Source organism: Luteirhabdus pelagi (genome assembly GCF_016827595.1).
Taxonomy (GTDB): domain Bacteria; phylum Bacteroidota; class Bacteroidia; order Flavobacteriales; family Flavobacteriaceae; genus Luteirhabdus; species Luteirhabdus pelagi.
In genome coordinates this window covers 678,967-705,392 of record NZ_JAECMS010000002.1, presented here as the reverse complement: position 1 = coordinate 705,392, position 26,426 = coordinate 678,967, and the positions used below count along the sequence as shown (strand labels likewise).

Genomic DNA, 26,426 nt, shown 5'->3' with positions numbered 1-26,426 from the left:
TTGAAAAGCGGAAAGATACTTTTTCTACGCAAAAAAGGAAGACCGAAATCCTCCTTTTTTTGAAATTAACACTAAAAACAATGTCGGTTATGAACCGCACATTAAACAATCATCATCTTCATCTGCCGTACGCGATTTGGCCAACATCTCACGCAATTCCTGTGGCGTTAACGGCTTATTGGTATCGGCTTTTACCGCCTCAACTTCCGTTTCGGCAGCGCTTGAAGAGGTAGCCGCTACAGGCTGTTTCTTTTTATCATTATTTAAGGTGAACTTAATGGCATCTACCGCACTCTTCGTACGTAAGTAGTACATACCCGTCTTCAAACCATTCTTCCAGGCATAGAAATGCATAGACGTTAACTTCGCGTAGTTTGCGTTTTCCATAAATAGGTTCAGCGATTGCGATTGGTCGATAAAGTAGCCACGGTGACGCGACATATCGATGATATCCTTCATACTAAGTTCCCAAACAGTTTTATATAATTCCTTCAAATCCTGTGGAATGACATCCACATCCTGAATGGAGCCGTTCGCCTGCATAATCTCTTCCTTCACATCATCGTTCCAAAGGTCTAATTCAACCAAATCCTCCAACAAATGCTTGTTCACTACGATGAATTCACCGGACAGTACACGTCTTGTGTAAATATTGGAAGTATACGGTTCAAAAGCTTCGTTATTTCCTAAAATCTGAGAGGTGGAAGCCGTAGGCATCGGTGCTACCAACAAGGAGTTCCGAACCCCATGTTTTTTAACCTGCTTTCGCAGCTTTCCCCAATCCCATCGACCGCTTAATTCTTCATCCTTGATACCCCACAGGTTATGTTGGAATTTCCCTTCGGAAATCGGCGAACCTTCATACGACTGGTATGGTCCATCGGCTTTTGCCTCCTCCATGGAAGCGGTTACGGCAGCATAATAAAGCGTTTCAAAAATATCCTGATTCAGCTTTTTCGCCTCATCGCTAGTAAACGGCATACGAAGCATGATAAAAGCATCGGCCAAGCCTTGAATGCCAAGTCCCACCGGACGGTGACGGAAATTCGAATTTTCGGCCTCTTTCACAGGATAGTAGTTTCGGTCGATGACCTTATTCAGGTTCTTGGTTACTCGCTTCGTTACTCGGAACAATTCCTTATGGTCGAACTCGCCATTCTTCACAAACATCGGTAAGGCGATGGAAGCCAGATTACAAACAGCTACTTCATCTTCCGAAGTGTATTCCAAAATCTCCGTACACAAGTTAGAGGAACGGATTACCCCAAGATTCTGCTGATTGCTTTTTCGGTTGGCAGCATCTTTATACAACATATATGGCGTTCCGGTTTCAATCTGCGATTCGAGGATTTTTTCCCAAAGCTCGCGTGCCTTGATGGTCTTACGACCTTTGTTTTCCGCTTCGTACTTTTCGTATAACGCCTCAAATTCTTCGCTATGCGTATCGTACAAACCTGGGCATTCGTGTGGACACATCAACGTCCATTGCCCATCTTCCTGAACGCGCTTCATAAAAAGATCTGGAAGCCACATGGCATAAAACAAATCGCGAGCGCGCATTTCTTCCTTTCCGTGGTTTTTCTTCAAATCGAGGAAGTCGAAAATATCGGCATGCCATGGTTCAACATAAATTGCAAACGAACCTTTTCGCTTACCTCCACCCTGGTCAACATAGCGAGCCGTATCGTTGAATACGCGGAGCATCGGTACAATTCCGTTGGAAGTACCATTGGTACCGGCAATGTAGGATCCGGTGGCACGAACATTATGGATAGAAAGCCCGATACCTCCCGCCGATTGTGAAATCTGGGCAGTTTGCTTCAGCGTATCGTAAATACCTTCAATGCTATCATCCTTCATAGTTAACAGGAAGCACGATGACATCTGAGGTCGTGGTGTACCACTGTTGAAAAGGGTTGGCGTAGCATGGGTGAAGTATTTCTTCGACATCAATTCGTAGGTTTCCTTAACCGAAGCGATATCGTCCATGTGAATACCCACCGAAACGCGCATTAACATGTGCTGTGGACGTTCTGCAATTTTCCCATTCAATTTTAACAAATAAGAACGTTCCAAGGTTTTAAAACCGAAGTAGTCGTAGCCAAAATCGCGATTGTAGATGATCATGCTATCGAGTTCATCGGCATGCTTTTGAATTACTTCATACACCTCATCGCTAAGCAACGGTGCTTTGTTTCCAGTTCGAGGGTTGACGTATTCATACAGGTCGGTCATGACCTCTGAAAAAGTCTTCTTGGTGTTTTTATGTAGGTTGGAGACAGAGATTCGCGCCGCCAATCGTGCGTAATCGGGATGCGAAGTAGTCATGGTTGCAGCGGTTTCGGCAGCTAAATTATCGAGTTCGCTGGTGGTAACGCCATCGTAAAGCCCTTCAATAACACGCATGGCCACTTTTACGGGATCTACCAATTCGTTAAGGCCATAACACAGTTTACGGACACGGGCTGTAATTTTATCGAACATGACGGGTTCCTGGCGACCGTCTCTTTTGACTACATTCATAGGTTTTTATTTAATGAGGTTAGTATTTGAACGCTATAAGCGGTATGCTTTACGCAATAAGCTGAAATTGTCGGCTGATTAAAAATCCGCGTCGAAGCTAATTTTATTGGAATCCTTGTCTTTGTTGGTCACGCCGGCTTTTTGGTATTCGGATACGCGCTTTTCAAAGAAGTTTGTTTTTCCTTGAAGCGAAATCATATCCATAAAGTCGAACGGATTGGTAGCATTGTATTCCTTTTCGCATTCCAATTCAACCAATAGACGGTCGGTGACGAACTCCAAGTACTGCGTCATCAATTTGGCATTCATTCCAATAAGGCTTACCGGAAGGGATTCGGTGATGAACTCGCGTTCAATATTCAATGCATCGACGATGATTTCACGAATGCGCTCTTTTGAAACCTTGTTCACCAAGTGGTTGTTGTGAAGGTGTACGGCAAAATCGCAGTGCATGCCTTCATCACGGGAAATCAACTCGTTACTGAACGTCAGTCCAGGCATTAGGCCTCTTTTCTTCAACCAAAAGATAGAACAGAAAGCACCGGAGAAGAAAATTCCCTCTACCGCAGCGAATGCCATTAAGCGCTCGGCGAAACTCGGACTTTCAATCCATTTCAATGCCCAATCGGCTTTTTTCTTAATGGCTGGAAAATTCTCGATGGCCTGAAACAAAGTGTTCTTTTCCTTTTCATCCTTCACATAGGTATCGATAAGCAGCGAATAGGTTTCACTATGAATGTTTTCCATCATAATCTGAAAACCATAGAAAAACTTGGCTTCACTATACTGTACTTCATTCACGAAGTTTTCAGCTAGGTTTTCATTTACGATACCATCACTTGCGGCAAAGAATGCCAGAATATGTTTGATAAAGTATTTTTCATCGTCGTTTAACTTATCGTTCCAGTCGGTTAAATCTTGGTGTAGATCAATTTCCTCGGCTGTCCAGAAACTCGCCTCACTTTTTTTGTACCAATCCCATATGTCGTGATGTTGAATTGGAAAGATTACAAATCGGTCTTTATTTTCTTGCAAGATGGGTTCTACAGCGCTCATTTTTATGAAATTTTTGGTTGCTAAAAAGTGAAAAAGTTTACAAAAACTAGGGACTAACAAATATGAAGATTTAATTCACTTTTAATCGTAAAATCGCTTGTTGGTTTTCAACAAAGTTTTTAACATGAAGGTGAAAACAACGTATTTCAGTTAACTGAAATATCTTTACAAGACCTTGATATTATTGATATTAACATAAATTCAGTAGAGCCTACTTCTTCAATCACGAACCAAAAATAAAAATTGTATCACGGCATCTTAACCACTCATCTAACCTACTGAAAAAAGTCTGCACAACGCTTCAATTTTGAAACTTTCAAACCAAAATGTTATCAAAAGTGTACAAAAAAATAAAACCGAAATCCTTAAAAAAGAATTTCGGTTTCAGTATAAAGTTTACGGCTATTTTATCCTAAGTCGTCCACATCCATCTCCTCGATAGCATCCCAGGTTTCCTCTATATCCATATTTGTTCCTTTAGCGCGGATAAAGAATCGGTTGTCGTGTAAATATTGAATTTCGCTATTGTTATCTCCTTTGCGATATTCCTCGATTGCTTTTTGCCCGTCATGTTTTACGGTTCGACGTGTTTTGTATTCGTCTTCCTCTTCAAAATCCTGCGATAGCATCATCCGAATTCCTGCCGTGGCACTCGCACCCATTTGTCCGGCGCCATCCATAACGCTAATTTCAAACTGTTTGGTTTTATCTTCCGTTGCATACTTGGCTTCAATAGAGCCCATTTTTAAATACGAAACTTGACCCGCTCGAAAGGAGGTTCGCTTCATACCGTCCACTTCATCTGGTAGCCAGTCCTTGAGTTCTTCATTCGTTAAGGGCTCCATTTCCTGAAGCTCCTTGATATCGTCGCCCATTTTATTCATCTCCTTCACTACATTCGAAGTGTTGGAAACGTTTTGCTTGGTTTCTTTAATTTTTTCACTTACGGGATTATCCTTGCAGCCTATGAGTAATAAAATACCCGCTGCGAAAAGCATTGCTTTTTTCATGGTTTAATATTTAATTGATTTATTGGTGACACCAAGATAGTGATAACCAATCAATTAACCAATTACCCGAATAGGTGGTTTTAAAGAGATTAGGATTTTAATAATCTGCCGCTACTTTTTCGAGCTCGGCATACCAGTTTTCACCGAACTTACGGATAAGGGCATCCTTTACGAATTTGTAGATCGGTACCTGCAGCTCTTTCCCCAGCACACAGGCATCGTCGCATATAGGCCAACGATGATAATTCACAGCAGCGAATTCGCTATAGTCCTGAATGCGGACGGGGTACAAATGACAAGAGACCGGCTTTCGGAAATCCACCGCACCAGCATTAAAGGCATCTTCAATGCCACAACTTGCCGTTCCTGTTTCGGTGAAGGTTACGTATGCACATTCCTCGCCGTTTACCAAAGGGGTTTCCAATTCGCCCAAATCGGTTTTGATAAAGGCTCCCTGTGCTTCAATCGCCTCAATTCCTTCCTTACGCAGAAAAGGCTTGATGGCTTCGTAGTTCTTTTTAAGTATGCCGGTCTCTTCTTTTGAAACCGGCGCTCCTGCTTCCCCTTCAATACAGCATGCTCCCTTGCAGGCAGCAAGATTGCATACAAAATCCTTTTCGAGGATGTCTTCTGAAACGATCGTTTTTCCCAATTGAAACATGCCGACAAAGATACAGGATAGCACAATTTTTCAATTGAAAATATTGACAATAAATTAACATGACACCCCTACCAAAAAAGTGGTGATATGTAGTACTTTTGCCGGCTGAAAAAAGTGACGCTATGAACTTTATCACCAAGGAAATCTTGACCGCAACAATGGTTTTATTTGCGGTAATCGACATCATCGGAAGTATCCCAGTCATTATCTCATTACGCGAAAAAGCGAAGAAGATCAAAAGTGGAAGAGCCTCTATTATCGCGGCTGTCGTAATGGTGTTTTTCCTTTTTCTAGGGGAAGAAATCCTGAAGCTTATCGGTATTAATGTGAACGAATTTGCCGTGGCGGGAGCCTTTATTCTATTCTTTATTGCGTTGGAAATGATTTTGGGCGTCACGCTTTTTAAGGAGAAAGAAGGGGGTAGAGATATGGCAACCGTTTTCCCTATTGCCTTTCCGATTGTAGCCGGACCTGGAAGCTTAACGACCTTGCTTTCGCTACGAGCAGAATATGAAATGGAAAACATCATTGTAGCCATTATCATAAATATTGTGGTGGTGTTTATCGTGTTGAAGACTTCTTCGCGGCTTCAGAATATCTTAGGGAAGAACGGAATTGCGATTATCGAGAAGATTTTCGGAGTGATTTTATTGGCCATCGCCGTAAAACTTTTCACCTCGAACATTCAGGAACTTTTTACGTAATTTTGCAGCATGAAAATCTTCATCTACATCCTAATGGCCTTAGCAGCGGGGCTCATTATTTTTAACGCTACGCAATTGGATTTCGACCACCTTTTTGAAGGCGATAGTGCTGTGGCCGCCATCTGTGTATTGGCAGGTGCTTGTGCTCTGGTTTTATTGGGAATTTTGCAAGCTTCACGAAGTATCAGCGAGAAGACAGAAAAAGCAAAGTAGTTTATTCTGAACCTTCGTTTTCGTTTTCAGTTTCGATAGGGTATTCCAAATCGTATACCTTTCGAAGCATGGGGTCGGCATCGTTTAGAATATGCTCAAACGCATTGGGGCCAAACAATTGTTGTGCGATATTCGCTTTTAGGGCACGATCCAATTTTTGTTCGTAGCCGTCCAATTCGATGTGCGATTCATTGAATTTCGCATAATCCATAAAGCGGTCGGCCAAATCTTCAGGAATTTGGTAGTTGTCGTAAAACTCAGCAAAGGTCATATTCTTAAATTGCGCTCGGTTTTCCTCCAAGAATTCAAAAATAAAATAGCTCATAAAACCACTTCTGGAAACATATTGAAGGGTTTCATTTTCCACGCTTGTATCTTTCGGAACAAAGATATCGGGAATAATGCCACCACCGCCATACACTACTTTTCCACCGGGTGTAACAAAGCGAAGCGAATCGGCTACCTCAATATTTTCCTTGCTTTCCAGCTCTCCGTTTTTATAGCGCTTTTCATATTCTGAATAATAAGCGTCATTTCCATTTCCATACGGTCGCTGAATGGAACGTCCGGTAGGCGTGTAATAGCGCGCAATGGTTAGTCGAACAGCACTACCATCTCCAAGCGACATTTCGCGTTGTACTAACCCTTTTCCGAAGGACCGTCGACCGATAATCGTCCCCTTATCGTTATCCTGAAGCGCACCAGCTACAATTTCACTAGCGGAGGCTGAGTTTTCATTAATCAGCACATAGATTTTTCCTTTCTCGAAATCGCCTTTTCGGGTAGCGTAGGTTTTGTTGATATCGCCGCTTTTGTTTTTGGTAATCAATACCAATTTATCGTCTTCTAGGAATTCATCAGCAATACGCTCGGCGGTTGAAATATAGCCTCCGGGATTATCGCGAAGATCGAGCACCAAACTCTTAATGCCTCCATCTTTCAATTCATCCAAGGCTTCATCAAACTCCTCATAGGTCGTTTCAGAAAAACGATTCACCTTAATATATCCGAGATCTTGGGTCAGTTTATAGGCAGCATCGACACTTACCAGCGGCACTTCTTTTCTTCTAAAGGAGAAATCCAGCAGCTTGTCTTCACCACGACGCAGCACCTTCAACTTTACTTTACTGTTCTTCTCACCTTTCAGATAGTCGGTAATACTATCACGGATGGCGTCTTCACCAAAAAGCGGTCTGCCATCTGCATACAAAATACGGTCACCACCCTTAATTCCAGCACGGGCTGCCGGGCCGCCTTCAATAGCACGAATTACGGCGATGGTATCGTTATAAACATAGTAGCTTACCCCGATTCCGACGAAATTCCCACGCATATCATCGGCACTTTCCGCATAGCGGTCGGAAGGAATATATACCGAATGCGGATCCAGGTTTTCGAGGATGCCGTTAACGGTTACATCGACGATGCTATCGGTGTTTACTTGGTCTACATATTCGTAATCGATATAATCGATTAAGCGATTTAGCTTATCCTTTTTACTATTGGTGGCGAAGATTTTTTCGGTAGTATCCTTGAAGTTCAGTTTGGAGCCCATAAAAATACCTATGGCTAGCGCCGTTCCGATAATTAGGGGGAGGTATTTTTTATGGTATTTCATAAATTTATAGTGCTTCTTCTGGAATATGCATTATGCTAACGCCTGCTTTCTCTAAAAATTTTATTCCGCTGTCGTCTTTATAGCCACGACTATAGACCAAACGGGTAATTCCGGCCTGATGTATCAGTTTGCTACACTCCTTACAGGGTGACAGCGTGATGTATAAAGTAGCACCTTTACACGATTGGGTGCTAGAAGCCACTTTAAGGATTGCATTGGCTTCGGCATGGAGGACGTACCATTTGGTAAGGCCTTCTTCATCTTCACATATATTTTCAAAACCGCTGGGCGTTCCGTTGTAGCCATCGCTGATAATCATCTTATCCTTTACAATAAGCGCGCCAACCTGCTTTCGCTTACAATAGGACAATTTGCCCCATTCTGTCGCCATGCGAAGATAGGCGATGTCGTACTGACGTTGTTTACTTTCCTTCATATCAAATAAGTAGCGAAAGTACCACGAAGTTACAGCTTTACAAAACGAACGATGTTAATCTCCTGTGAATAGGCTATATGCAACTTTGGCAATATTTCTTTTTCTGATTTTTTTAGGTGAAACAGTTATCGATAAGCATTGGAATGACCAAGCCGATGACAATCGAGGAGATGACCAACACCCAATCGCGTTTGTTGAAGCGGAAGAGCGTTTGTACGATAAAACCAAGGATGAGCGTAAGTATGACGACGATAATTTGGGCGGCTTCAATACCTAAAGCGAATTCTAGCAAATGTAGAATATCGTTATCCTCGCTAATCATATTGAAATATCCGGCAAAACCGAACCCATGAATGAGTCCGAAAAATAGTGTGGCGATATAGAACAAGCCCAGTTTCTCTGCCTTTTTCTCCTTACCTGCCGTAAACAGGTTGAATAGAGCCGTTATCGCAATGGTAATAGGGATTAAACATTCGATCCAATAACTTGAGACCGAAACCACTCCATAGTTGGCTAGCAACAACGAGATGGTGTGGCCAACGGTGAATAGGGTAACGAGCAGCAATAGTTTCCGCCAGGCATTAAAGGTATAGGCGGCACAAAGCACGATGATAAAGAGTACATGGTCGTAGGCCTGCCAGTCAAGGACATGCTCCAGGCCCAGTTTAAAATAAAACCAAAATTCGGTCATAAGGGTTTGGGGATTTCAGGATTTCGGTAAAAGTAGAAAATCTCACACTAATTTCATATCTTTATAGATACTCCCTATATATTTTTTACATATGATATGAAACTACTCGTAACAGTTCTGTTGAGTTTTACTAGCGTGATTGGTTCTGCCCAAGAGCTTCCGGAGGAGCTTTATGACACTTGGTATTTGTATTCTTTTCAAGCAAGTGATAAAGACCCCTATTATGAGATTTCAGACATTGAGCCCGAAATTTCCCCTTATATCGTTATTGATGAAAATCTATCTATTCAGGGAGAAGGTGTCTGTAATAGTTTCGAAGGAGATTATGAACTGCTAGGCACCGTTGATTTCAAATTCTTGGAAGGAAGTTTTACGGATGCTGACTGCCAAGTGCAGATCCATACGTCATTCGAAAACAGCTATTTTCCATTTATAATGGGGGAATTTTGGTATACGCTGGAGGAAGTTGACCAAGGCCATGTCCTTCGCTTCCATACCCCCCTATTTGGTTTGGCAGTATATCGAAATTACGAATTAACTAACGAAACATATTCAAAACAGAAGATTTCGATATATCCTAATCCCGTTTCAAATAGTTTTCAACTGCAATCGGGAGACATGCCAATCGAAAAAATTATAATTTTTAATGCTTTGGGGCAAAGAGTGCTCTCGCAAGAGAAACCAAAGAGTGTCGATGTGTCCAAACTCCCTTCGGGCTATTATCTCGTAGAGATTATCAGTGATGGGATATCCTCTATCCAAAAAATTATTATTCAATAGGTATGAGAAAAATTCTACTACTTTATGGCCTTCTAGTTGCATCCATTAGTTATGCGCAAGACCTTCCGGAGGATCTTTTTGACGTATGGTATTTACATAGCTATGAATACGATCTCGGTCCATATGTTGAAATTGTTAATATAGACCCACCTATCAATCCCACCTTAATAATCTATGAAACACTTGAGTTTGAAGGATTAGTTTGTAACGATTATTTAGGTAATTTCATATACAATGAGGTCGATGACACCTTATTACTGGAAACGTTTAGCCCATGCCTGTGCGGAACATGTGTTAATCCCCCACAATCGCATATCGATTTAGAGAATGATTATTTTGGATATTTTGAGATAGATGAGGATTATGAGTACACGTTATTGTTTCCTGAAACAGATGAAAAAATATTGATATTAAGCCTTGCCCCTGGTTTCGATTTGACATTTAGGAATCATCCTGCGCTTTCCAATCCAGATGTCACTCTAGATCAAATCACTTTATACCCAAATCCGACGACAGATCTACTCAATATAAGTAAGGTAGCGTTCCCAGTTGAACGTATTTCAATATATGACGTTCTTGGACAAAATGTTTACACAAGTCACCAACTAAAAGAAATTGATGTTTCGACATTACCTGCTGGAATATATACTGTAGAAATTACGGTAGATGGAAAGAAAACCACAAAAAAGATCCTAAAACAATGAACCAATCGTATGAGATACTTTTTCATTTTTAGTATACTCCTTGCCTTTACAAATATTCAGGCACAAGATGCTCCTCCTGAAATATTTGGACAGTGGTATTTATATGAGGTCATTGTTGATGAAACAATATATCTCCCTGAAAACTATGACCAGTTCCCCGACATTTTTATCACTGACCCAAGTTCAGAATTTTCATTTGAAATAACTACGGACGATAGCGTAGGGTGTTCTATCCAAACAAGCTTTCCGCCGGAAACCCCCATGAGTTTCGAACTAGGCCCAAATTACGCTTGTCTCGCCTTGCCTCATTGTTTTGACCAACCAGATGGGCCTTGTACCATAATGTATGGAGCTCATGCCGACTTTTATTTTGATTATTTCGACCAGTCTTTCGGTTTTACGATAACAGAAAACCCCGATGATACTAAATCACTCCAGGTAACTAATGCAAATGGTGATGTGGCGATCTATAATTCGGCACCATTGATGGATGTTTCGAAATTTGAGAATAGCAGCGTATCGATATATCCGATTCCCGCCCAAAATATTATACATATTGAATCATCAACGGCACAGGTTGAAAGAATTGTGGTGTATTCGCTAACTGGTCAAATTGTTGCTAATACGGAAGAAAATAAGGAGATGGATATCTCTGGTCTTTTAAGCGGTATGTATTTGGTAGAAGTGGTTTCGGAGGGGCAGCGAACGGTGAAGAAGTTTATCAAAAAATGAATCTTATGAAACAATTATACTTACTAGTTCTTCTTTTATCCTTTGGCTCGATAGCGCTAGGCCAGAATGGCGCAATCTATAATCAGTGGTATCTAATAAGCTATGAAGATAGTGAGGGAAATTCTACTGCGGTAGGCAGCATTTCTCCAGGAATTATCCCTTCATTATGGATTCAAGGAGATACGGAGGACAATTCCATCTTACTATTTGAGGGGACAGCTGCATGTAATCCATATAACGGCGCGTTTCAATATGACGATTCCACCGACACCTTGGTTTTTCAATCACTTAGTATCGATTCACAACCATGCGAAGCGGAAAGTCATACCACATTTGAAAATGAGTATTTCGCTATTCTTTCTTTGGAAGGGCAAATTCAATACGGAATTATTTATGACGCAGAGGACAGTATTGAAGATCTCGAATTGTATTACGATAATGGTGCGATTCTTCGCTTTAGTGAAAATCCCCCTTTGTCGAACGACGACCCATCAATTTCAGTTTTCACCCTTTATCCAAATCCAGCTACTGATATAGTATACATTAATTTGAAAGTGGAAACACCTGTCAAGGTTTCAATCTATACTACCTTAGGAAGGCAAGTCGTAGCCCCGACCAACTCACGGCAATTGGATATTTCCCATCTTTCGAGTGGCATGTATTTGGTAGAAGTGGTTTCCGACGGACAGAAAAGTGTGAAGAAATTCATCAAGAAATAAGTATAAAAATTGGGCTTCATGGCGTTGCCAAAGTTATCTTCACCTTCATTTGAAAATCTCAAAAAGGAATTCCTTAAAAACAAAAAGGAAGTCTTAGCAAAAACATTATCGGGATGGGATTCTTTGGCGCTGCCAAAGTTCCCTTCACGCTCCGCGTGAAAACCTCAAAAAGAATCACTTCGCATAACTTCAAAAAAGAAGCGAGCTTCATTTTTGAAGCTCGCTCGTAATTCAACCTTTTTTGAGGTTTATTGTACCTTGGGTGGGAATCGAACCCACACTCCCGAAAGAACTGGATTTTGAATCCAGCGCGTCTACCAATTCCGCCACCAAGGCATTTCGGGACGGCAAAAATACATAATTTTTATAAAATTAAACGCTTTTCAAAAACAGTTTTTCCTAATCCGCGTTCCAAGATAATGTTTACCTTTGCGAACAGCCAATTATTAAAATAACTCCTGATGTCTGTTCCAATTCCAGAGCCTAAGATTTTCCCTTGTAAACAAAGCACAAAACTCGCTGCCGATATAGCTGAAGCCTTTGGCATTCCACTGGGTAATATCATTACCTCAACCTACAGCGATGGCGAATTCCAACCCTCCTTCGAAGAGTCTGTTCGGGGAAGTCGCGTATTTATTATTGGCTCTACATTTCCAAACAGCGATCATCTTATGGAAATGCTTCTCATGCTCGATGCCGCTAAACGTGCCAGTGCACGTCACATTACAGCAGTACTGCCCTATTTCGGTTGGGCGCGTCAGGACAGAAAGGACAAACCGCGTGTTCCCATTGCCGCCAAATTAGTTGCTAAGATGTTGGAAACAGCGGGTGCCACGCGAATTATTACCATGGATCTTCACGCCGACCAGATTCAAGGCTTTTTTGAAAAACCTGTCGACCACCTATTCGCCTCTACAATCTTTCTGCCTTATTTGAAAAAATTAAACCTAGACAACCTTACCATCGCTTCCCCCGATATGGGCGGGTCGAAACGTGCCTATGCCTATTCCAAGGCGTTGGAAAGTGACGTTGTAATCTGTTATAAACAACGAGCAAAAGCAAACGTGATTTCTCACATGGAATTAATTGGCGATGTACAAGGAAAGAACGTGGTCCTTGTCGACGATATGGTCGATACAGCAGGAACCCTCACAAAAGCAGCCGACCTGATGATGGAACGCGGTGCTTTGAGTGTGCGCGCTATTTGTACACATCCAATTCTTTCCGGAAGTGCGTACGACCGAATCGAAAATTCAAAATTGGAAGAACTTATCGTAACCGATTCCATTCCGTTGCGGCAAGAAAGCGAGAAGATCAGGGTTTTAACGTGTGCTAAGCTCTTTGCTGAAGTCATGGTAAGCGTAAATGAAAATAAGTCGATTAGCTCCAAGTTTTTAATGTAAGGCTTATAAGTTAAGAGTTATGAATTCAGAGTCTAGAGCGGACGAGTCAAGAGTCAAGAAATTTAAAATTATACGCTTCCCTGGATAGTATTGACCATTCACTGTTCACCAATCACCGTTCACCGTTCACTAATAACTACATATTCCAACATTTCTTTTCCATATTTTCTAAAAAAGACTACCTTTGCACCCGCTTCAAAAAGAAGCGATTTTTTTAATTTAAAATATTGAAATGAAATCAATTACAATCAACGGATCTAAAAGAGAAAGCGTGGGCAAACGTGCAACAAAAGCCTTACGTAATGCTGGACAGGTTCCTTGCGTAGTTTACGGAGGGGATGATGTACTTCATTTTTCAGCAGACAAAACGGAGTTTCAAAACTTAATTTACACCCCAGACGTACACACAGTTGTTATTGATATGGGCGACGACGGAAAAGTGGATGCTGCCTTGCAGGATATCCAATTCCACCCGGTAACAGACGAGATCCTTCACATCGACTTCTACCAGTTGTTCCAAGACAAGCCTGTAAGCATGACCATTCCGGTACGTGTTTCTGGTAACGCTCGTGGTGTGAAAAACGGTGGTGTACTTCGTATTATCAACCGTCGTTTCCGAGTACGTGCCTTGCCTAAGGATCTTCCCGATTTTATCGGTGTAGATATCACTGAAATGAAAATCGGTGACGTTCGTAAACTTTCGGATATCGAAAAAGAAGGATACGAATTCCTTCACCCAGAAAAGACAGTAATCTGTCAAGTAAGAACTTCACGTACTGCTATCGTTGACGAAGTTGACGAGGAAGAAGAAGATGAAGAAGGAGTAGAAGGTGAAGAGGGAGCAGCTGAAGGTGCTGAAGGAGCAGCCGAAGGCGGAGAAGCGACCGAAGATACTTCAAAAGAATAAGCGTTTTTCGCTTTTCAAGTATAGAAAACATCCCGCACTGTCGGGATGTTTTTTTATTTTTACGTTTGAAACAAAACGTGAATGCTGTCCTTTTTTAAAAAGCTTTTCGGTTCCAACAAAACCCCTTACCTTTCAGAAAGCGACCCTATGAAAAAATTCCTCATTGCAGGCCTTGGAAACATTGGCCCTAAATACCATAATACCCGTCACAACATCGGTTTTAAAATCGTCGATTACCTCGCTGAACAAAACGATCTAACGTGGGAAACAGCGAAACTTGGCGATGTTACCCTTCACAAGAAAAAAGGGCGAAGCTTTCTATTATTGAAACCCAGCACTTTTATGAACCTTAGCGGCAAAGCTGTTCGCTATTGGCTGGATAAGGAAAATATTCCACTGGAAAACCTATTGGTGGTTACCGACGATCTTAACCTTCCCTTCGGAACCATTCGCATTAAAGGTAAAGGTAGCGATGGTGGTCATAACGGACTAAAAGACATCCAGAACGTACTACAGACCAACAAATACAATCGCTTTCGCTTCGGAATAAGCGACGATTTCAGCCAAGGGCGCCAAGTAGATTATGTATTGGGCGAATGGTCCGAGGAAGAAGAAGCCAAACTTCCGGAACGCCTAAAGAAAGCGGCTGCAGCCATCGAATCCTTTGGCTTGGCAGGAATGGCCAATACCATGAACCAATTTAACGGAAGCTAATCATGCAAGAACACCGACCTGCTTCCGCCTACCAAAACGAACGCTCATCCGTAGTGACCATCGGAACGTTCGACGGCGTACATATCGGTCATACCGCTATCCTAAAACGCCTCGCGGAAACGGCACAGGCAAACGATCTGGATTCGGTGTTGCTTACCTTTTTTCCACACCCAAGAATGGTGCTTCAACAAAATAGCGACCTTAAGTTGTTGAACACCTTGGACGAAAAGAAAGAACTTCTTTCCAAAACCGGCTTGGACCATCTCGTTATTCACCCCTTCACCAAACAGTTTTCACGTTTAACCGCTGTAGAATACGTGCGCGATTTCCTGGTGAATAAGTTAAAAGCTAAAAAGATCATTATCGGTTACGACCACCGCTTCGGAAGAAATAGAACCGCCGACATTAACGACCTTAAGGAGTTTGGTGAAACCTACGGTTTCCAAGTTGAAGAAATCAACGCCCAGGAATTGGATGAAGTAGCCGTTAGCTCCACCAAGATCCGGAAAGCGCTCGAAAGCGGCGATATTACCACTGCTAACAAATACCTGAATTATCCCTATATGATAACGGGTACAGTGGTGAAGGGAAAGGCGATCGGACGAACCCTTGACTATCCGACCGCCAACCTAAAGCCTAGCGAAACGTATAAACTCATACCGCAAAACGGCGTGTACGTGACCCAGGCGAGTATTAATGGTGAAAAGACCATCGGAATTACAAGTATCGGCACCAATCCGACAGTTGGTGGCAAGAAGAAAACCATCGAGACCTATTTCCTCGATTTTGATGGCGATTTATATGAGAAAAACCTAAAGCTCGAATTCCTGACCCATATTCGGGATGAAGAAACCTTCGACTCGAAAGAGGACTTGAAAGAAGCGATTCAGCAAGATGAGGCTTTTGCCCGTGATTATTTAGAACAAAATGGATAGGTTTTTATTCAAACAGGTCGATAATATCGGACTCGTCCTTTGGCGGGTAGTGTTCGGAGCATTGATCGCAATTGAAGCCTTTGGCGCCATCGCTACAGGATGGTTACGACGAACGCTCGTGGAACCCGATTTCACCTTCAACTTTATCGGTTTTGAATTTCTGCAACCCCTACCGGGAAATGGCATGTATATCTACTTTGCGGTAATGGGAGTTTTTGGCTTGCTCGTGATGCTCGGTTATAAATATCGCTTTAGCATGGCGTGCTATGCCATTATGTGGACCTGTGTGTATCTCATGCAAAAATCCTCCTACAACAACCATTATTATTTAATGATGTTATTGTGCTGGCTGATGGTTTTTCTACCTGCTAATAGATGGTTTTCTTTAGATGCAAAGTTCAATTCCAACATAAAATCGCCCTCCATGGCGAGATGGGTTTATGTCGTGGTCATTGCCCAAATTTGGATTGTCTACACCTACGCTTCCGTGGCGAAATTCTATCCCGATTGGTTGGATACCACCATCGCCGAATTGTTCATGAAAGGCAAGAAGGATTACTGGCTCATCGGTGAATTTCTACAATTGAATTGGGTGCACTGGTGTATTACCTACGTAGGCATCTTTTTCGATTTATTAATCGTCCCGTTGTTGTTATGGCGAAAAACACGTCTGTTAGGATTTATCATCTCCGTGTTTTTTCATCTTTTCAACTCCTTTGTATTTTTGATTGGGATTTTCCCCTATATGAGTATTGCATTTGCCCTATTTTTCTTCACCCCTGAAACCCTGAAGAAACGTATTCTTCCGAAGAAAACTTTATATACCAAAGGCGAAGTAATCGTTCCCAATTACAAACCGTTTCTTATCGGCGTCTTTAGCGTCTATTTCGCAATACAAATCGCCTTACCTCTGCGCCATTGGTTTTTTGTGGATGATGTGCTTTGGACGGAAGAAGGTCATCGACTCAGCTGGCGAATGATGTTACGAAGTAAGGGGGGTATTTTAACTGTTTGGGTTGAAGACAAAGCGACTGGAGAACGCAAACGCTACAATTATGGCAAGATGCTAACAGCCAAGCAACGCCGGTCGGTAAAGGCCAAACCTGATATGCTATGGCAATTGGTGCAACGCATTGAAGCCAAGGAAGCGGCGGAAGGACGCGATGTGGCTATCTATGTCGATAGTCGGGTGAAGGTGAACGGAGGTCCGTATTTCCCGTATATCGACCCCGAAGTGGATTTAGCCGCAGAAAAATGGAAACACTTCGAACACCACGATTGGATCTTACCTTCTCCTTCAGATTATCATAAGAAGTCAGCTTCAAAATAAGTCGAATTTTTCTACCTTTACAGCTTCTAAAAAACACTTTACAACATGTTGCAAGTACACCAAATACGCGAACATAAGGAGCAATACATTCAGGCACTTTCAAAACGTGGCATCGATGCGAAAACCGAATTGGAAAAGGTATTGGAAGTAGACGAAACACGTCGAAGCTCGCAGGCCAAATTGGATGAAACCTTGGCGGAAAGCAACAAATTTTCAAAGGAAATCGGAATGCTCTTCAAAAGTGGTAAAAAAGAGGAGGCCAATGCCCTTCGTGAAAAAACCACCGAACTAAAAGAGCAGTCTAAAGCACTTCAGGAGCAACTCAATAACGCTGAAGAAGAACTTCAGAAATTGTTGTACAACATACCCAATGTTCCACACGAAAGCGTTCCCGCTGGAACCGACGAAAACGACAACGAAGAAGTATCCAGAGAATGCGATATTCCTACTTTGGATGAAGGTTCCCTCCCGCATTGGGAATTAGCCAAAAAATATGATCTCATCGATTTTGAACTTGGGGTGAAGGTTACGGGCGCTGGTTTTCCTGTATACAAAGGAAAAGGAGCTCGTTTACAACGTGCCTTGATTACCTATTTCTTGGATAAGAATGTGGAATCAGGCTACACCGAATATCAAGTGCCGCATTTGGTAAATGAAGCCAGCGGCTTTGGTACGGGTCAGTTACCCGATAAGGAAGGTCAGATGTACCATGTTGGCAACGACGATTTATACTTGATTCCAACGGCGGAAGTACCCGTTACCAATATGTTCCGTGGCGATTTGTTGATGCAGAACGAACTACCTATAACCTGTACCGGCTATACCCCTTGTTTTAGAAGGGAAGCGGGCAGTTATGGAGCACATGTGCGCGGACTAAACCGCTTGCACCAATTTGATAAGGTGGAGATCGTTCGGATTGAAAAACCTGAAAATAGCTACGCGGCGCTCGATAGTATGGTAGAACATGTGAAGAATATCCTTCGCGAGTTGAAGTTACCGTATCGCGTATTACGACTGTGTGGTGGCGACCTTGGTTTCACTGCTGCCCTAACCTACGATTTTGAAGTATTCTCTACAGCTCAGGATCGCTGGTTGGAAATTTCTTCTGTATCAAACTTTGAGACCTTTCAAGCCAATCGACTGAAGCTTCGCTATAAGGATGAAAACGGCAAAAACAGCTTAGTGCATACATTAAACGGAAGTGCTTTAGCATTACCAAGAGTATTGGCGGGTATTTTGGAGAATTATCAAACCCCAGAAGGCATTAAAATTCCAGAAGTACTGGTGCCGTACTGCGGATTTGATATGATTTCGTAGTAGAATCTACCCTACGCGATCTTCATTTTGCTTTACAAAAGCAGCCCAGCCGGAATAGCTTTTGCCCGTTTCGATACGCCCTTGATTGTAAAAATGACAGACCGCAGCAGCGAGGCCGTCGGTACTATCCAAATTCTTTGGAAGCTTTTTTAATCCCAAGGTACTTTGAAGCATTCTAGCCACCTGCTCTTTGCTGGCATTTCCATTTCCGGTGATGGCCATCTTAATTTTTTTAGGCGAATATTCCGTAATCGGAACTTGGCGTGACAAGCCAGCAGCCATGGCAACCCCTTGGGCACGTCCTAATTTTAGCATGGACTGTACGTTCTTTCCAAAGAAGGGTGCCTCAATGGCAATCTCATCGGGGTGATGGGTATCGATAAGCTGAATGGTGCGTTCGAAAATTTGTTTTAATCGGACATAGTGATCGTCCTGTTTGGAAAGTTTCAACTCGTTTAGCTGCATGAAAACCATCTTCTTACCGACCACTTTTATAAGTCCGAAGCCCATGATGGTCGTTCCCGGATCGATTCCCAAAATGATTTTTTCAGTAGCCATACGCCTTACTTTCCGTACCTTCGTAGGTATGAAGGTGCTCGTTCACAAAGCTACACAATATTGGTGGCCTGCCCTAAAGCTATTTTTGCTGGGCGCCTGTTTTTGGTATTTGTTTCAGAAGCTACAGCAATACGAAAAAGCTATTTGGCAGCAGATCCTAATCCAACTGAACTTCAAAAATATAGGTTGGTTGGTAGTATTTACATTGCTAACCATCGGGAATTGGTGTTTCGAGATAGTGAAATGGAAACAGCTTGCCTCCACCGTTCGAAAGCTGAATGTAACCGAAAGCGTGCAACAGGTTTTTGCTGCGTTTACGGTTTCACTACCCACACCAAACCGATTGGGAGAATATGCCGGAAAGGTCTTTTTCTATACGAAATCGGAACGCAAGAAGATTCTGTTCCTTAACGCCATTCATAACGGATGGCAACTTTTTACCACGCTTCTCTTTGGAACGGTTGGACTTATATTCCTATCGTCTCAAAACCATTTCAGTTATAATTTGAAGGAAATGATGGTCGTTGGTGCCGTACTTATCGGATTGGCGTTGATTGCCTTTTCTCTTTGGAAGAAAGAAGTGGGAAAATCAGGGTATTCGCTTGAGTTCCTATGGCGAAAGGCTAGTCAACTATCACAGTCGCTTCATCTGAAAACCTTTGGCTTATCGGTGGCGCGCTACGCATGTTTCGCAACGCTATTCTATCTGCTGTTACAATTTTTTGGAGCCGATATCTCCTTTGTTGAAACATGGCCTTACCTAACCGCTATGTACCTCTTGGTGTCCATTGTTCCAAGTTTTGTATTGGCCGATGTCGTCATTCGTGGAAGTGTGGCGGTCTGGTTATTTTCCTTGCTTTCCATTCCAGCAACTGTCGTTATTGCCACCGTATTGTCCGTTTGGCTGTTGAATTTCGCCCTTCCAGCATTGATCGGTTCTTATTTTGTTACTACTACTAGACTTCCATCGTCATGAGTTGGATCGGAATTCTAATGTTGGTGCTATATATGTTGCTGCTCCTCTGGTTACAACTGGGCATAAGGAGGTTTCAACAGCGGTCAATTGGGAAACGTCCTCCGCAGACGCGCTTTTCAATTGTAATCCCTTTTCGGAATGAAGCCGAACATTTGGAAGCCCTAGTCCGTTCGCTTCAGCAGCTGTCCTATCCTTCTCATTTGTATGAGGTGATTTTAATAAATGATGGTTCTACCGATACTTCTGAAGTCATTCTTCAACAGATCATTTCAAACCAAAACAACAAAGAACTCCGCTTCACCCTACTTCAAAATGAACGTTTTTCAAATTCACCCAAAAAAGATGCACTGACAAAAGGAATTCGGCATGCAACATTTGAGTACATCATCACTACCGATGCCGATTGTACGGTTCCTGAGCAGTGGCTTCAGCATTTCAACAATCAACTTCTTCAAGATACATCTGTAATGTTATGTGGAAGTGTTCACTACCGGTATCAACAAACCTTTGCAAAAGCATTTCAGTATTGGGATGGCATCAGTTTACAGTCGGTTAGTGCCGGAAGTTTTGGAATGCAAAACCCTTTTCTCTGCAATGGTGCCAATCTGTGTTTTCAGAAAAAAGCATTTAATGAAGTAGGCGGCTATCAAGGAAATGACCATTTAGCCAGCGGTGACGATATTTTTCTATTGGAAAAAATGGCGCAACAGTTTCCAAAGCGTGTAAATTATGTGATGCATACAGATGCTAGTGTTGAGACATATCCTGAACCTACCTGGCAAGCATTGGTGCAACAACGTATTCGTTGGGCCTCCAAAACAGCAGCACAAAAGTCTTGGCTCTCGAAGGGAATTGGTTTTTTGGTCTTTCTACTAAACTTCTACCTACTCTTCGGATGGCTATTTTCTAATATTGAAATATTTTTTTTGCTATGGGGTGTGAAAGCTGTGATTGATAGTATATTTCTAAGCATGAATGAAGTAAGGTTTGGCAAAGGAAATACTTCGAAAGTGCTGTTAGTGCTTTCCATTCTCATGTATCCATTCATAACCGTTTGGGTGGTGTTCTCTTCCTTTTCGGGACGCTATAGTTGGAAAGGACGCAGCCATAAAAAAAGACCTGTAACCCGATAAATTTTTTATCTTTAGCAGCATAAAACCCAATCTGTTATGAAACGTGCCCTGCTTTTACTCTGCCTGATTTTTACTACGGTATATACTTCTTTTAGTCAGGAAACCTACACCTTTGGAAATGAAACCTTAACGCTCAATAAAGAAGTAGACGGTCCAATTTCCTTACTTTGGACTACCGAGAATGACACCTATCGTTATTTTTTACAGAAGGATGCGTTTATCACAGAATTGAAAAACGAAAAAGTTGATGGTGTCTATACTGAGGAGTATAAAGATGTCTTACAAAAAGCGACTGATGATGGAAACGTATCTACTGAAGATCTAAAATTGACGCTGCCCAGTCTGCGAGAGTTTTTCAATACCTACAACAGTCAAGTTTCAACGGAATTTGTAGCCTCCGATCCCGGAGTGGCAGTCACCTGGCGATTAGGACCATTGGCGGGTATTACCAATTCCATTTTCAGTGAAAATCCAGACAATATATATTTACCTACGGTAGGTTTTGAACTTGAGCTTCTTGAAGAAGAGAATCTTCGTCGGCACGCGTTAGTATTTCGTTTTGAGCATGTTTTTGAAAATGAGGAATATAAGTTTTCAGCCACACAGGCCTCATTAAACTATCGCTTTAAATTTATCAAATCCGATGCGATTGATGTGTATGCAAACGGGAAGTTTGTAGCCTATACGTATTCCACAAAGGAAATTACATATCTAGATCCCGATACGCTGGATGACGAACCAGCCGTATTGATTACCGAAGAGGTATCCGGAGGCGATTTCAACAGTCCAGCGACCTTTGGAATTGGCGCCGATATCAAATTGGCAAAAGGTTATTTGTTCTTCACCTACAATGATATCGTAGGACTTGGCGTGGATAGCAATGGTGAGTTTCCGGTCGATTTCACCTTGGGGTATAAGTTCACCTTATAGACGAATCTTCTGTTTTTAAAATTATCGGTAAGGAGAAAGCTGTCTTAACAGGTACGCCCCTTTTATAGGCTGGCGCGATTAAGGAAATGGAATCGATTTTGGCAAGCAACCGCTTCCGAAGGGATGGAAGTTCGGCTTCAACCAAACTATCAATCTCAAGGGATTGCACCCCTATCCTTGCCTGATCGGAAATCGAGAGTCTTAATAAAATCGTATCGGAAAAGCTATGGATCGATACCTCATCGTTTCCAGTTAGTGCAGGTTGGATATGTGAAATGAGAGCCTTTTCAAAACATTCCTTTTGTTTCGACTTATCGGTAAACGATTCGCATTCAGAGAACAGCGGATATTGGTCGACAGCCTTCCAATCGATGGTTTTCAACTCTTCTTCTACGATGGTTTCCGAAGAAATTTTTTCCGTTTCGAAGTATTGACAAGAAGTGAAAAAGCTCGTCAGTAGCATGTAGAAAACAATTCGCATTCCAATTAGTTAAGGAAGCGAAAAGTACAAAAATTTAAGGCGTTATCAATTGCCCTCGAAATGAATTGCTTCCTTCAAATCTCGAATTCTTCTCTGGCATAGTTCCGAAAACCGCCCCTTATCGCCAAATTGCCCCAAATAATTTTGGTAATGCTTAATTATAAGCGATTTATCACTGAAATAATTATCGGCCGCTGTAGCCAGCATAAAGACTGCCAGTTCATTTTCTGGATTCTCCTTTATCCCCTGTTGAAAAGCTTGGTAGGCTTCTTTATACTTTTTTTGTTTATTGTAAAGCGTTGCCAAGCTAAGATACAGATAGTCGACGGGTATATCCTGTAACACCAGCGCACGTTTGAAATGCTTCTCGGCAACGTCATCGTACCGAAGCGACATATTTGCCAACCCTAACTGATAATGCCACTCCGCATTATCATCGCCATAGGCTTTCACCAAATGGTTGTATTGATCGATTGCCGCTTCAAATTGTAGGGTTTCTACATAACATTCAGCTAGATTTTCCCGAAGCTGAACGGTATCATAGTTCCTATCCAATAAGTTTTGATAGAGGGAAATGGCTTCATCGTATTGTTCGGTATGAAAGTGAAGTAAGGCCGAAAGATTAAGAAACCTTCGACTTTCAGGATCAACCGTCAAGCCGATTGATACTATAGAATCCGCTTTCTTAAAATTACGCTTCTGCAATGTATAGCGTGCCACTTTGTACATGGCATCGGTGTGCAAAGGCGCTAGTTGAAGTACTTTTTTATACGTTTCAGTAGCTAAGGAATCGCTGCTGTTTTCCTGAAGCATTCCGCTATAATATAGATAGGTGGCATTGGTAGGATGTGCTTGGATAAGTGATTGAAATAGCGAATCGGCAACCGTCAAATAGCCCATTTCATAACTGAGCTTTGCATATTGAAATTGCTCCCGAACATGGTTGTCATGACTAATTATGTACGCTTTGTAATACGCTCTGGCTTTTGTTTTGTTTCCAATAGTTGCGTAGACTTCGGCCAACTGCTTTTCGGCACCCTCTATTTCTTTATAAATAGCAATTGCTTCCTGGTAGGCTCCAATGGCAAAAAGACTATCAGCTTGTCGTAAATCAAAAACAGCCGAAGGTGTTTGTCCTTCGGCTATTTTACAAAAAAGAAGTACTGCAACTAATACAAACCTCATATTTCAAATATAATGGGTAATGAATAGATGACGGCTACTTGCTTTCCTCTATGTTCTCCCGGTGTCATTTGGGGCAGCATTTCGATTACGCGAAGGGCCTCCTTTTCAAGTTCGGGATGCGGGGCACGCGCCTTGGTGTCGACCACGTTTCCTTGCGCATCAATTTTAAATTGAACAAAGATGCGTTGCTTGCCGTTTATATCTGAATCCTTAGAGACATCGGTGTTGAAGTTCTCGGCTACGAGTGATGCAATTTTCTGCGACATACATTTTTTGGCGGCTTCGTTTTCCATGCCTTCACACCCTGGAAATACAGGAACCCTTTCGATGACCGTAAACGGAACGGGGGAATCGCTTTCATCCCAGTTATCGTCGGTATACTCAACTTTTATATTGGAATCGCCTGAGAGTTGGGTGGCTTTAGAAAATAGGGCTTTAAATTGCGCCATTTCCTCTTGCGACAGGGATTCTTTGTTTTCAAGCGACATTTTTAAATTCGAAATCTGCTGCGAAAGATTCTCATCTGTAGCATTTTCCACTTCCTGCGAGCATGAGGTGTACACTAGCATTCCTGCTAGTAAGGGAAGCACCAATAGATACTTCCAAAGCTTTGTTGTTGTTGATTGTTTACTGTGTAACATAAGAATTCGTTTTTTGACCTGTCCGTTCTGAAAAACAAATGATTTATTCAAAACGTTCAAGCGGGTTGATGAATGATTAAAAAAAGTATTGGTGAACGATATAGCAGACGTTTGAAAAACAGATGCTAACAATTCATTGCAATACGATGTTTTTGAAATGTTTTTGGTAATGGCACTATCGGCCAAATATTCATGTACCGAAGTAATGCGCTGTTGAAAAAGATATAGCAACGGATTAAACCAGCATATCGTTCGAAGGATTTCGAAGTAGAGCAAATCCCATGAATGCCTTTGTTTTATATGAACATATTCATGTTGAAGCGCGATTCCCCGCTGCGAGATAGAAAGTTCAGTGCCTAAAAATATATAGTGAAGAAACGAAAACGCATGCTTCCCGGGCACGATCTTCACAGTAGCATTGTGGTAGTTTTCTGAAGGATTATTTTTTATATACTGATGTAGTTTAAGTCCTTTATATGCCAACCAAATTATGCTACCTATCATACCGATGATCCATAGTGAAACTGCTATTTGGGAAACGGTTACTATCATTTCAGTATTCGACTGCATTAACACCTCTGGTAGCTGGGTTGAAGTAGTCGTGGTCGATGGTTCACCCAGAAGTACTGCTGGCAACTGAATTTGATATTGCGAAGGTATGGCACTTTGCAGGGCGGGTAACTTCACCAAGGGAAGTACAAAACTCAAGGCCGACGTTCCTAACAAATACCACCTGTTCTGCTGAAAGAAGGTTTCCCGTTTCAGAAACACTTCATATAGCAACAAAAACAGTAGCTGAAATGCTATGGTTTGTAAGATATAGTGTATCATTTTTCGTTGTTTTTCTCGATTTCCTGAAGCACTTCCTCCAACTCCTGAAGACTGATATCGTTCTTCTTCATAAAAAAGGATACCATGCTCTTGAACGATCCTTGAAAGTAGCCTTCAACGAAATTATTCAGCCGCTGATTGCTATACTCCGTTCTCGGAATGATAGGAAAATAAACATAGCCACGACCTTCCTTTCGGTGGTCGACAAAGCCTTTGTTCTCCAAAATCCGGACTATTGTCGAAACCGTATTATAAGCAGGTTTCGGCTTTGGGAGCTGGTCGATAACCGACGCCACATTTGCCTCTTCCAAGTCCCATAGCACCTGCATAATGTCTTCTTCTGCCTTAGTAAGTTGTTTCATTTATAAAGGGGTATAATGATCTATTTTAATTTTCCATTGGCCGTCCTCTTTCACCCAAAGTAGCGTGAAGCGAACATCCGATTGTACGATTTCTTCATTGTAATAATACCGCAAATGTGAAATACCACGTTGCACCACCGCTTCGCCATACTCCAAAAGTTCGATATTTTCCAATTCCCAATCCACATGGCGACCTTCCAGACCTTTCCAATAATTGACGATAGCTTCGTGGCCTTCCACTTGGCTTTGGGGACCAATAACCAATCCATCCTTCGTATAGTAGTCGGCTATCTTGGTTAGGTTTCCTGCATTATAGGCTGTTTCCATGGCGCGATTTTGTGCCAGCACTTGATCGGTTACCGATTGTGCTTGTTGTGATAGCGGAACGGCCATACATAGTAAAAACAAAAGTGTTCTCATCCTTTCGCCTTTTTACGCTCCAAGGGCCCTTCCCAAAGCACCTGTTCAATCATCCAGCCCTCTTCACGTTTTGATAATAGGAGATAATCGATGCCCCACCACGCGGTAACCTTAGCAGCCGCAATGGTATTACCTATATCCAATACTTCAACTTCTTTGGGCGCATCGGGTTTGGGATAATTTCCTTTTTCCTTCACTCCTTTGGCAAACGCTATTGCACCTTCATAGGTCATTGGTGAAACTTGATTGTAGGTTTCACTATCTCGACCTTTGTAGAATCCAAATTTGTACAATTCAGGCTGTAAGCTTTCTTTCAACTTTAGGGTATCGCCCTCATAAAATCCTTCCAAATAATTCATACATGCCGTTTTAACACCTTCCTTATCGACTTCACTTTGTGAAAAGCCGATAGTAGTGCTAATAACAATCAATACTGTTGCAATTGCTTTCATAGTT

The 26,426-nt window shown here is 42.0% G+C and carries 29 protein-coding genes and 1 tRNA gene; 15 read left to right on the top strand and 15 right to left on the bottom strand.

All coding sequences use genetic code 11. The features are described 5' to 3' along the window. Window positions 1-87 precede the first annotated feature (87 nt). The 4 genes from I4Q58_RS08030 to I4Q58_RS08015 all read right to left on the bottom strand — a co-directional run bounded on the left by I4Q58_RS08030 (window position 88) and on the right by I4Q58_RS08015 (window position 5,250). A complete protein-coding gene (locus tag I4Q58_RS08030; protein WP_203295366.1) occupies window positions 88-2,523 on the bottom strand; it encodes a ribonucleoside-diphosphate reductase subunit alpha in 2,436 nt (811 codons plus the stop codon). A 78-nt stretch (window positions 2,524-2,601) separates the two neighbouring features. After that, complete coding sequence (locus I4Q58_RS08025; protein ID WP_203295365.1) at window positions 2,602-3,579, bottom strand: ribonucleotide-diphosphate reductase subunit beta; 978 nt, start codon at window positions 3,577-3,579, stop codon at window positions 2,602-2,604. A gap of 407 nt (window positions 3,580-3,986) precedes the next feature. Further along, window positions 3,987-4,589 (bottom strand): putative periplasmic lipoprotein, encoded by a 603-nt coding sequence (locus tag I4Q58_RS08020; protein WP_203295364.1) that lies wholly within the window; start codon window positions 4,587-4,589, stop codon window positions 3,987-3,989. A 97-nt stretch (window positions 4,590-4,686) separates the two neighbouring features. Continuing rightward, on the bottom strand, window positions 4,687-5,250 hold the full coding sequence (locus tag I4Q58_RS08015; protein WP_203295578.1) for a DUF3109 family protein: 564 nt from the start codon (window positions 5,248-5,250) through the stop codon (window positions 4,687-4,689). A gap of 122 nt (window positions 5,251-5,372) precedes the next feature. On the opposite strand from I4Q58_RS08015, the gene I4Q58_RS08010 reads away from it, so the two are divergent. Further along, window positions 5,373-5,954, top strand: coding sequence for a MarC family protein (locus tag I4Q58_RS08010; protein ID WP_203295363.1), 582 nt, complete (start codon window positions 5,373-5,375; stop codon window positions 5,952-5,954). 9 nt (window positions 5,955-5,963) lie between these two features. Further along, the gene (locus I4Q58_RS08005; RefSeq protein ID WP_203295362.1) at window positions 5,964-6,167 is read left to right on the top strand and encodes a hypothetical protein; all 204 of its coding nucleotides are present in this window, start codon (window positions 5,964-5,966) and stop codon (window positions 6,165-6,167) included. Window position 6,168: 1 nt separating this feature from the next. Here I4Q58_RS08005 and I4Q58_RS08000 read toward each other — a convergent pair whose 3' ends face one another. The 3 genes from I4Q58_RS08000 to I4Q58_RS07990 form a co-directional block, all read right to left on the bottom strand. After that, the gene (locus I4Q58_RS08000) at window positions 6,169-7,785 is read right to left on the bottom strand and encodes a S41 family peptidase (protein WP_203295361.1); all 1,617 of its coding nucleotides are present in this window, start codon (window positions 7,783-7,785) and stop codon (window positions 6,169-6,171) included. 4 nt (window positions 7,786-7,789) lie between these two features. Beyond that, the gene (locus I4Q58_RS07995) at window positions 7,790-8,221 is read right to left on the bottom strand and encodes a deoxycytidylate deaminase (protein ID WP_203295360.1); all 432 of its coding nucleotides are present in this window, start codon (window positions 8,219-8,221) and stop codon (window positions 7,790-7,792) included. A 112-nt stretch (window positions 8,222-8,333) separates the two neighbouring features. Continuing rightward, on the bottom strand, window positions 8,334-8,912 hold the full coding sequence (locus I4Q58_RS07990) for a HupE/UreJ family protein (protein ID WP_203295359.1): 579 nt from the start codon (window positions 8,910-8,912) through the stop codon (window positions 8,334-8,336). A 96-nt stretch (window positions 8,913-9,008) separates the two neighbouring features. On the opposite strand from I4Q58_RS07990, the gene I4Q58_RS07985 reads away from it, so the two are divergent. Genes I4Q58_RS07985 through I4Q58_RS07970 form a run of 4 tightly spaced genes read left to right on the top strand, consistent with a single transcriptional unit; the run spans window position 9,009 to window position 11,847 of the window. After that, window positions 9,009-9,692 (top strand): T9SS type A sorting domain-containing protein, encoded by a 684-nt coding sequence (locus I4Q58_RS07985; protein ID WP_203295358.1) that lies wholly within the window; start codon window positions 9,009-9,011, stop codon window positions 9,690-9,692. A 2-nt stretch (window positions 9,693-9,694) separates the two neighbouring features. Then, window positions 9,695-10,396: a T9SS type A sorting domain-containing protein gene (locus tag I4Q58_RS07980; RefSeq protein WP_203295357.1), complete on the top strand. Its 702-nt coding sequence runs from the start codon at window positions 9,695-9,697 to the stop codon at window positions 10,394-10,396. 9 nt (window positions 10,397-10,405) lie between these two features. After that, window positions 10,406-11,128 carry a T9SS type A sorting domain-containing protein gene (locus tag I4Q58_RS07975; RefSeq protein WP_203295356.1) on the top strand — a complete coding sequence of 241 codons (723 nt, stop codon included), beginning with the start codon at window positions 10,406-10,408 and terminating at the stop codon, window positions 11,126-11,128. Between the two features lie 5 nt (window positions 11,129-11,133). Further along, on the top strand, window positions 11,134-11,847 hold the full coding sequence (locus I4Q58_RS07970; RefSeq protein ID WP_203295355.1) for a T9SS type A sorting domain-containing protein: 714 nt from the start codon (window positions 11,134-11,136) through the stop codon (window positions 11,845-11,847). Between the two features lie 254 nt (window positions 11,848-12,101). Here I4Q58_RS07970 and I4Q58_RS07965 read toward each other — a convergent pair. Then, window positions 12,102-12,183, bottom strand: a tRNA-Leu gene (locus tag I4Q58_RS07965). A gap of 125 nt (window positions 12,184-12,308) precedes the next feature. Here I4Q58_RS07965 and I4Q58_RS07960 point away from each other — a divergent pair. The 6 genes from I4Q58_RS07960 to serS all read left to right on the top strand — a co-directional run bounded on the left by I4Q58_RS07960 (window position 12,309) and on the right by serS (window position 18,453). Next, entirely contained in the window at window positions 12,309-13,250 is a 942-nt protein-coding gene (locus I4Q58_RS07960) for a ribose-phosphate pyrophosphokinase (protein WP_203295354.1), read from the top strand. A gap of 232 nt (window positions 13,251-13,482) precedes the next feature. Next, a complete protein-coding gene (locus tag I4Q58_RS07955; RefSeq protein ID WP_203295353.1) occupies window positions 13,483-14,157 on the top strand; it encodes a 50S ribosomal protein L25/general stress protein Ctc in 675 nt (224 codons plus the stop codon). Window positions 14,158-14,238: 81 nt separating this feature from the next. Beyond that, complete coding sequence (pth, locus tag I4Q58_RS07950) at window positions 14,239-14,871, top strand: aminoacyl-tRNA hydrolase (protein ID WP_203295352.1); 633 nt, start codon at window positions 14,239-14,241, stop codon at window positions 14,869-14,871. Window positions 14,872-14,873: 2 nt separating this feature from the next. Further along, window positions 14,874-15,806 carry a bifunctional riboflavin kinase/FAD synthetase gene (locus I4Q58_RS07945; protein ID WP_203295351.1) on the top strand — a complete coding sequence of 311 codons (933 nt, stop codon included), beginning with the start codon at window positions 14,874-14,876 and terminating at the stop codon, window positions 15,804-15,806. Continuing rightward, a complete protein-coding gene (locus I4Q58_RS07940) occupies window positions 15,799-17,136 on the top strand; it encodes an HTTM domain-containing protein (protein ID WP_203295350.1) in 1,338 nt (445 codons plus the stop codon). Before I4Q58_RS07945 ends, I4Q58_RS07940 begins: the two co-directional genes overlap by 8 nt. Window positions 17,137-17,181: 45 nt before the next feature. Continuing rightward, window positions 17,182-18,453 (top strand): serine--tRNA ligase, encoded by a 1,272-nt coding sequence (gene serS, locus I4Q58_RS07935; RefSeq protein WP_203295349.1) that lies wholly within the window; start codon window positions 17,182-17,184, stop codon window positions 18,451-18,453. Between the two features lie 6 nt (window positions 18,454-18,459). On the opposite strand, the gene ruvC is transcribed toward serS, so the two are convergent. Continuing rightward, window positions 18,460-19,011 (bottom strand): crossover junction endodeoxyribonuclease RuvC, encoded by a 552-nt coding sequence (gene ruvC, locus I4Q58_RS07930; protein ID WP_203295348.1) that lies wholly within the window; start codon window positions 19,009-19,011, stop codon window positions 18,460-18,462. Between ruvC and I4Q58_RS07925 the strand changes: the two genes are divergently transcribed. Genes I4Q58_RS07925 through I4Q58_RS07915 form a run of 3 tightly spaced genes read left to right on the top strand, consistent with a single transcriptional unit; the run spans window position 18,992 to window position 22,050 of the window. After that, a complete protein-coding gene (locus I4Q58_RS07925; RefSeq protein ID WP_203295347.1) occupies window positions 18,992-19,987 on the top strand; it encodes a lysylphosphatidylglycerol synthase domain-containing protein in 996 nt (331 codons plus the stop codon). The genes ruvC and I4Q58_RS07925 overlap by 20 nt on opposite strands. Continuing rightward, the gene (locus I4Q58_RS07920; protein WP_203295346.1) at window positions 19,984-21,120 is read left to right on the top strand and encodes a glycosyltransferase family 2 protein; all 1,137 of its coding nucleotides are present in this window, start codon (window positions 19,984-19,986) and stop codon (window positions 21,118-21,120) included. The genes I4Q58_RS07925 and I4Q58_RS07920 overlap by 4 nt, the downstream gene beginning before the upstream one ends. A 36-nt stretch (window positions 21,121-21,156) precedes the next feature. Continuing rightward, window positions 21,157-22,050 carry a hypothetical protein gene (locus I4Q58_RS07915; RefSeq protein WP_203295345.1) on the top strand — a complete coding sequence of 298 codons (894 nt, stop codon included), beginning with the start codon at window positions 21,157-21,159 and terminating at the stop codon, window positions 22,048-22,050. Here I4Q58_RS07915 and I4Q58_RS07910 read toward each other — a convergent pair. Genes I4Q58_RS07910 through I4Q58_RS07885 form a run of 6 tightly spaced genes read right to left on the bottom strand, consistent with a single transcriptional unit; the run spans window position 22,040 to window position 26,422 of the window. Continuing rightward, complete coding sequence (locus tag I4Q58_RS07910; protein ID WP_203295344.1) at window positions 22,040-22,531, bottom strand: hypothetical protein; 492 nt, start codon at window positions 22,529-22,531, stop codon at window positions 22,040-22,042. The two genes, I4Q58_RS07915 and I4Q58_RS07910, sit on opposite strands and share 11 nt — an antisense overlap. A 45-nt stretch (window positions 22,532-22,576) precedes the next feature. After that, window positions 22,577-23,716 (bottom strand): tetratricopeptide repeat protein, encoded by a 1,140-nt coding sequence (locus I4Q58_RS07905; RefSeq protein WP_203295343.1) that lies wholly within the window; start codon window positions 23,714-23,716, stop codon window positions 22,577-22,579. Next, complete coding sequence (locus I4Q58_RS07900) at window positions 23,713-25,188, bottom strand: M56 family metallopeptidase (protein WP_203295342.1); 1,476 nt, start codon at window positions 25,186-25,188, stop codon at window positions 23,713-23,715. Before I4Q58_RS07900 ends, I4Q58_RS07905 begins: the two co-directional genes overlap by 4 nt. Next, window positions 25,185-25,550 (bottom strand): BlaI/MecI/CopY family transcriptional regulator, encoded by a 366-nt coding sequence (locus tag I4Q58_RS07895; protein WP_203295341.1) that lies wholly within the window; start codon window positions 25,548-25,550, stop codon window positions 25,185-25,187. Before I4Q58_RS07895 ends, I4Q58_RS07900 begins: the two co-directional genes overlap by 4 nt. Next, on the bottom strand, window positions 25,551-25,970 hold the full coding sequence (locus tag I4Q58_RS07890) for a YybH family protein (RefSeq protein WP_203295340.1): 420 nt from the start codon (window positions 25,968-25,970) through the stop codon (window positions 25,551-25,553). Beyond that, window positions 25,967-26,422, bottom strand: coding sequence for a nuclear transport factor 2 family protein (locus I4Q58_RS07885; RefSeq protein WP_203295339.1), 456 nt, complete (start codon window positions 26,420-26,422; stop codon window positions 25,967-25,969). Before I4Q58_RS07885 ends, I4Q58_RS07890 begins: the two co-directional genes overlap by 4 nt. Window positions 26,423-26,426: the final 4 nt, after the last annotated feature.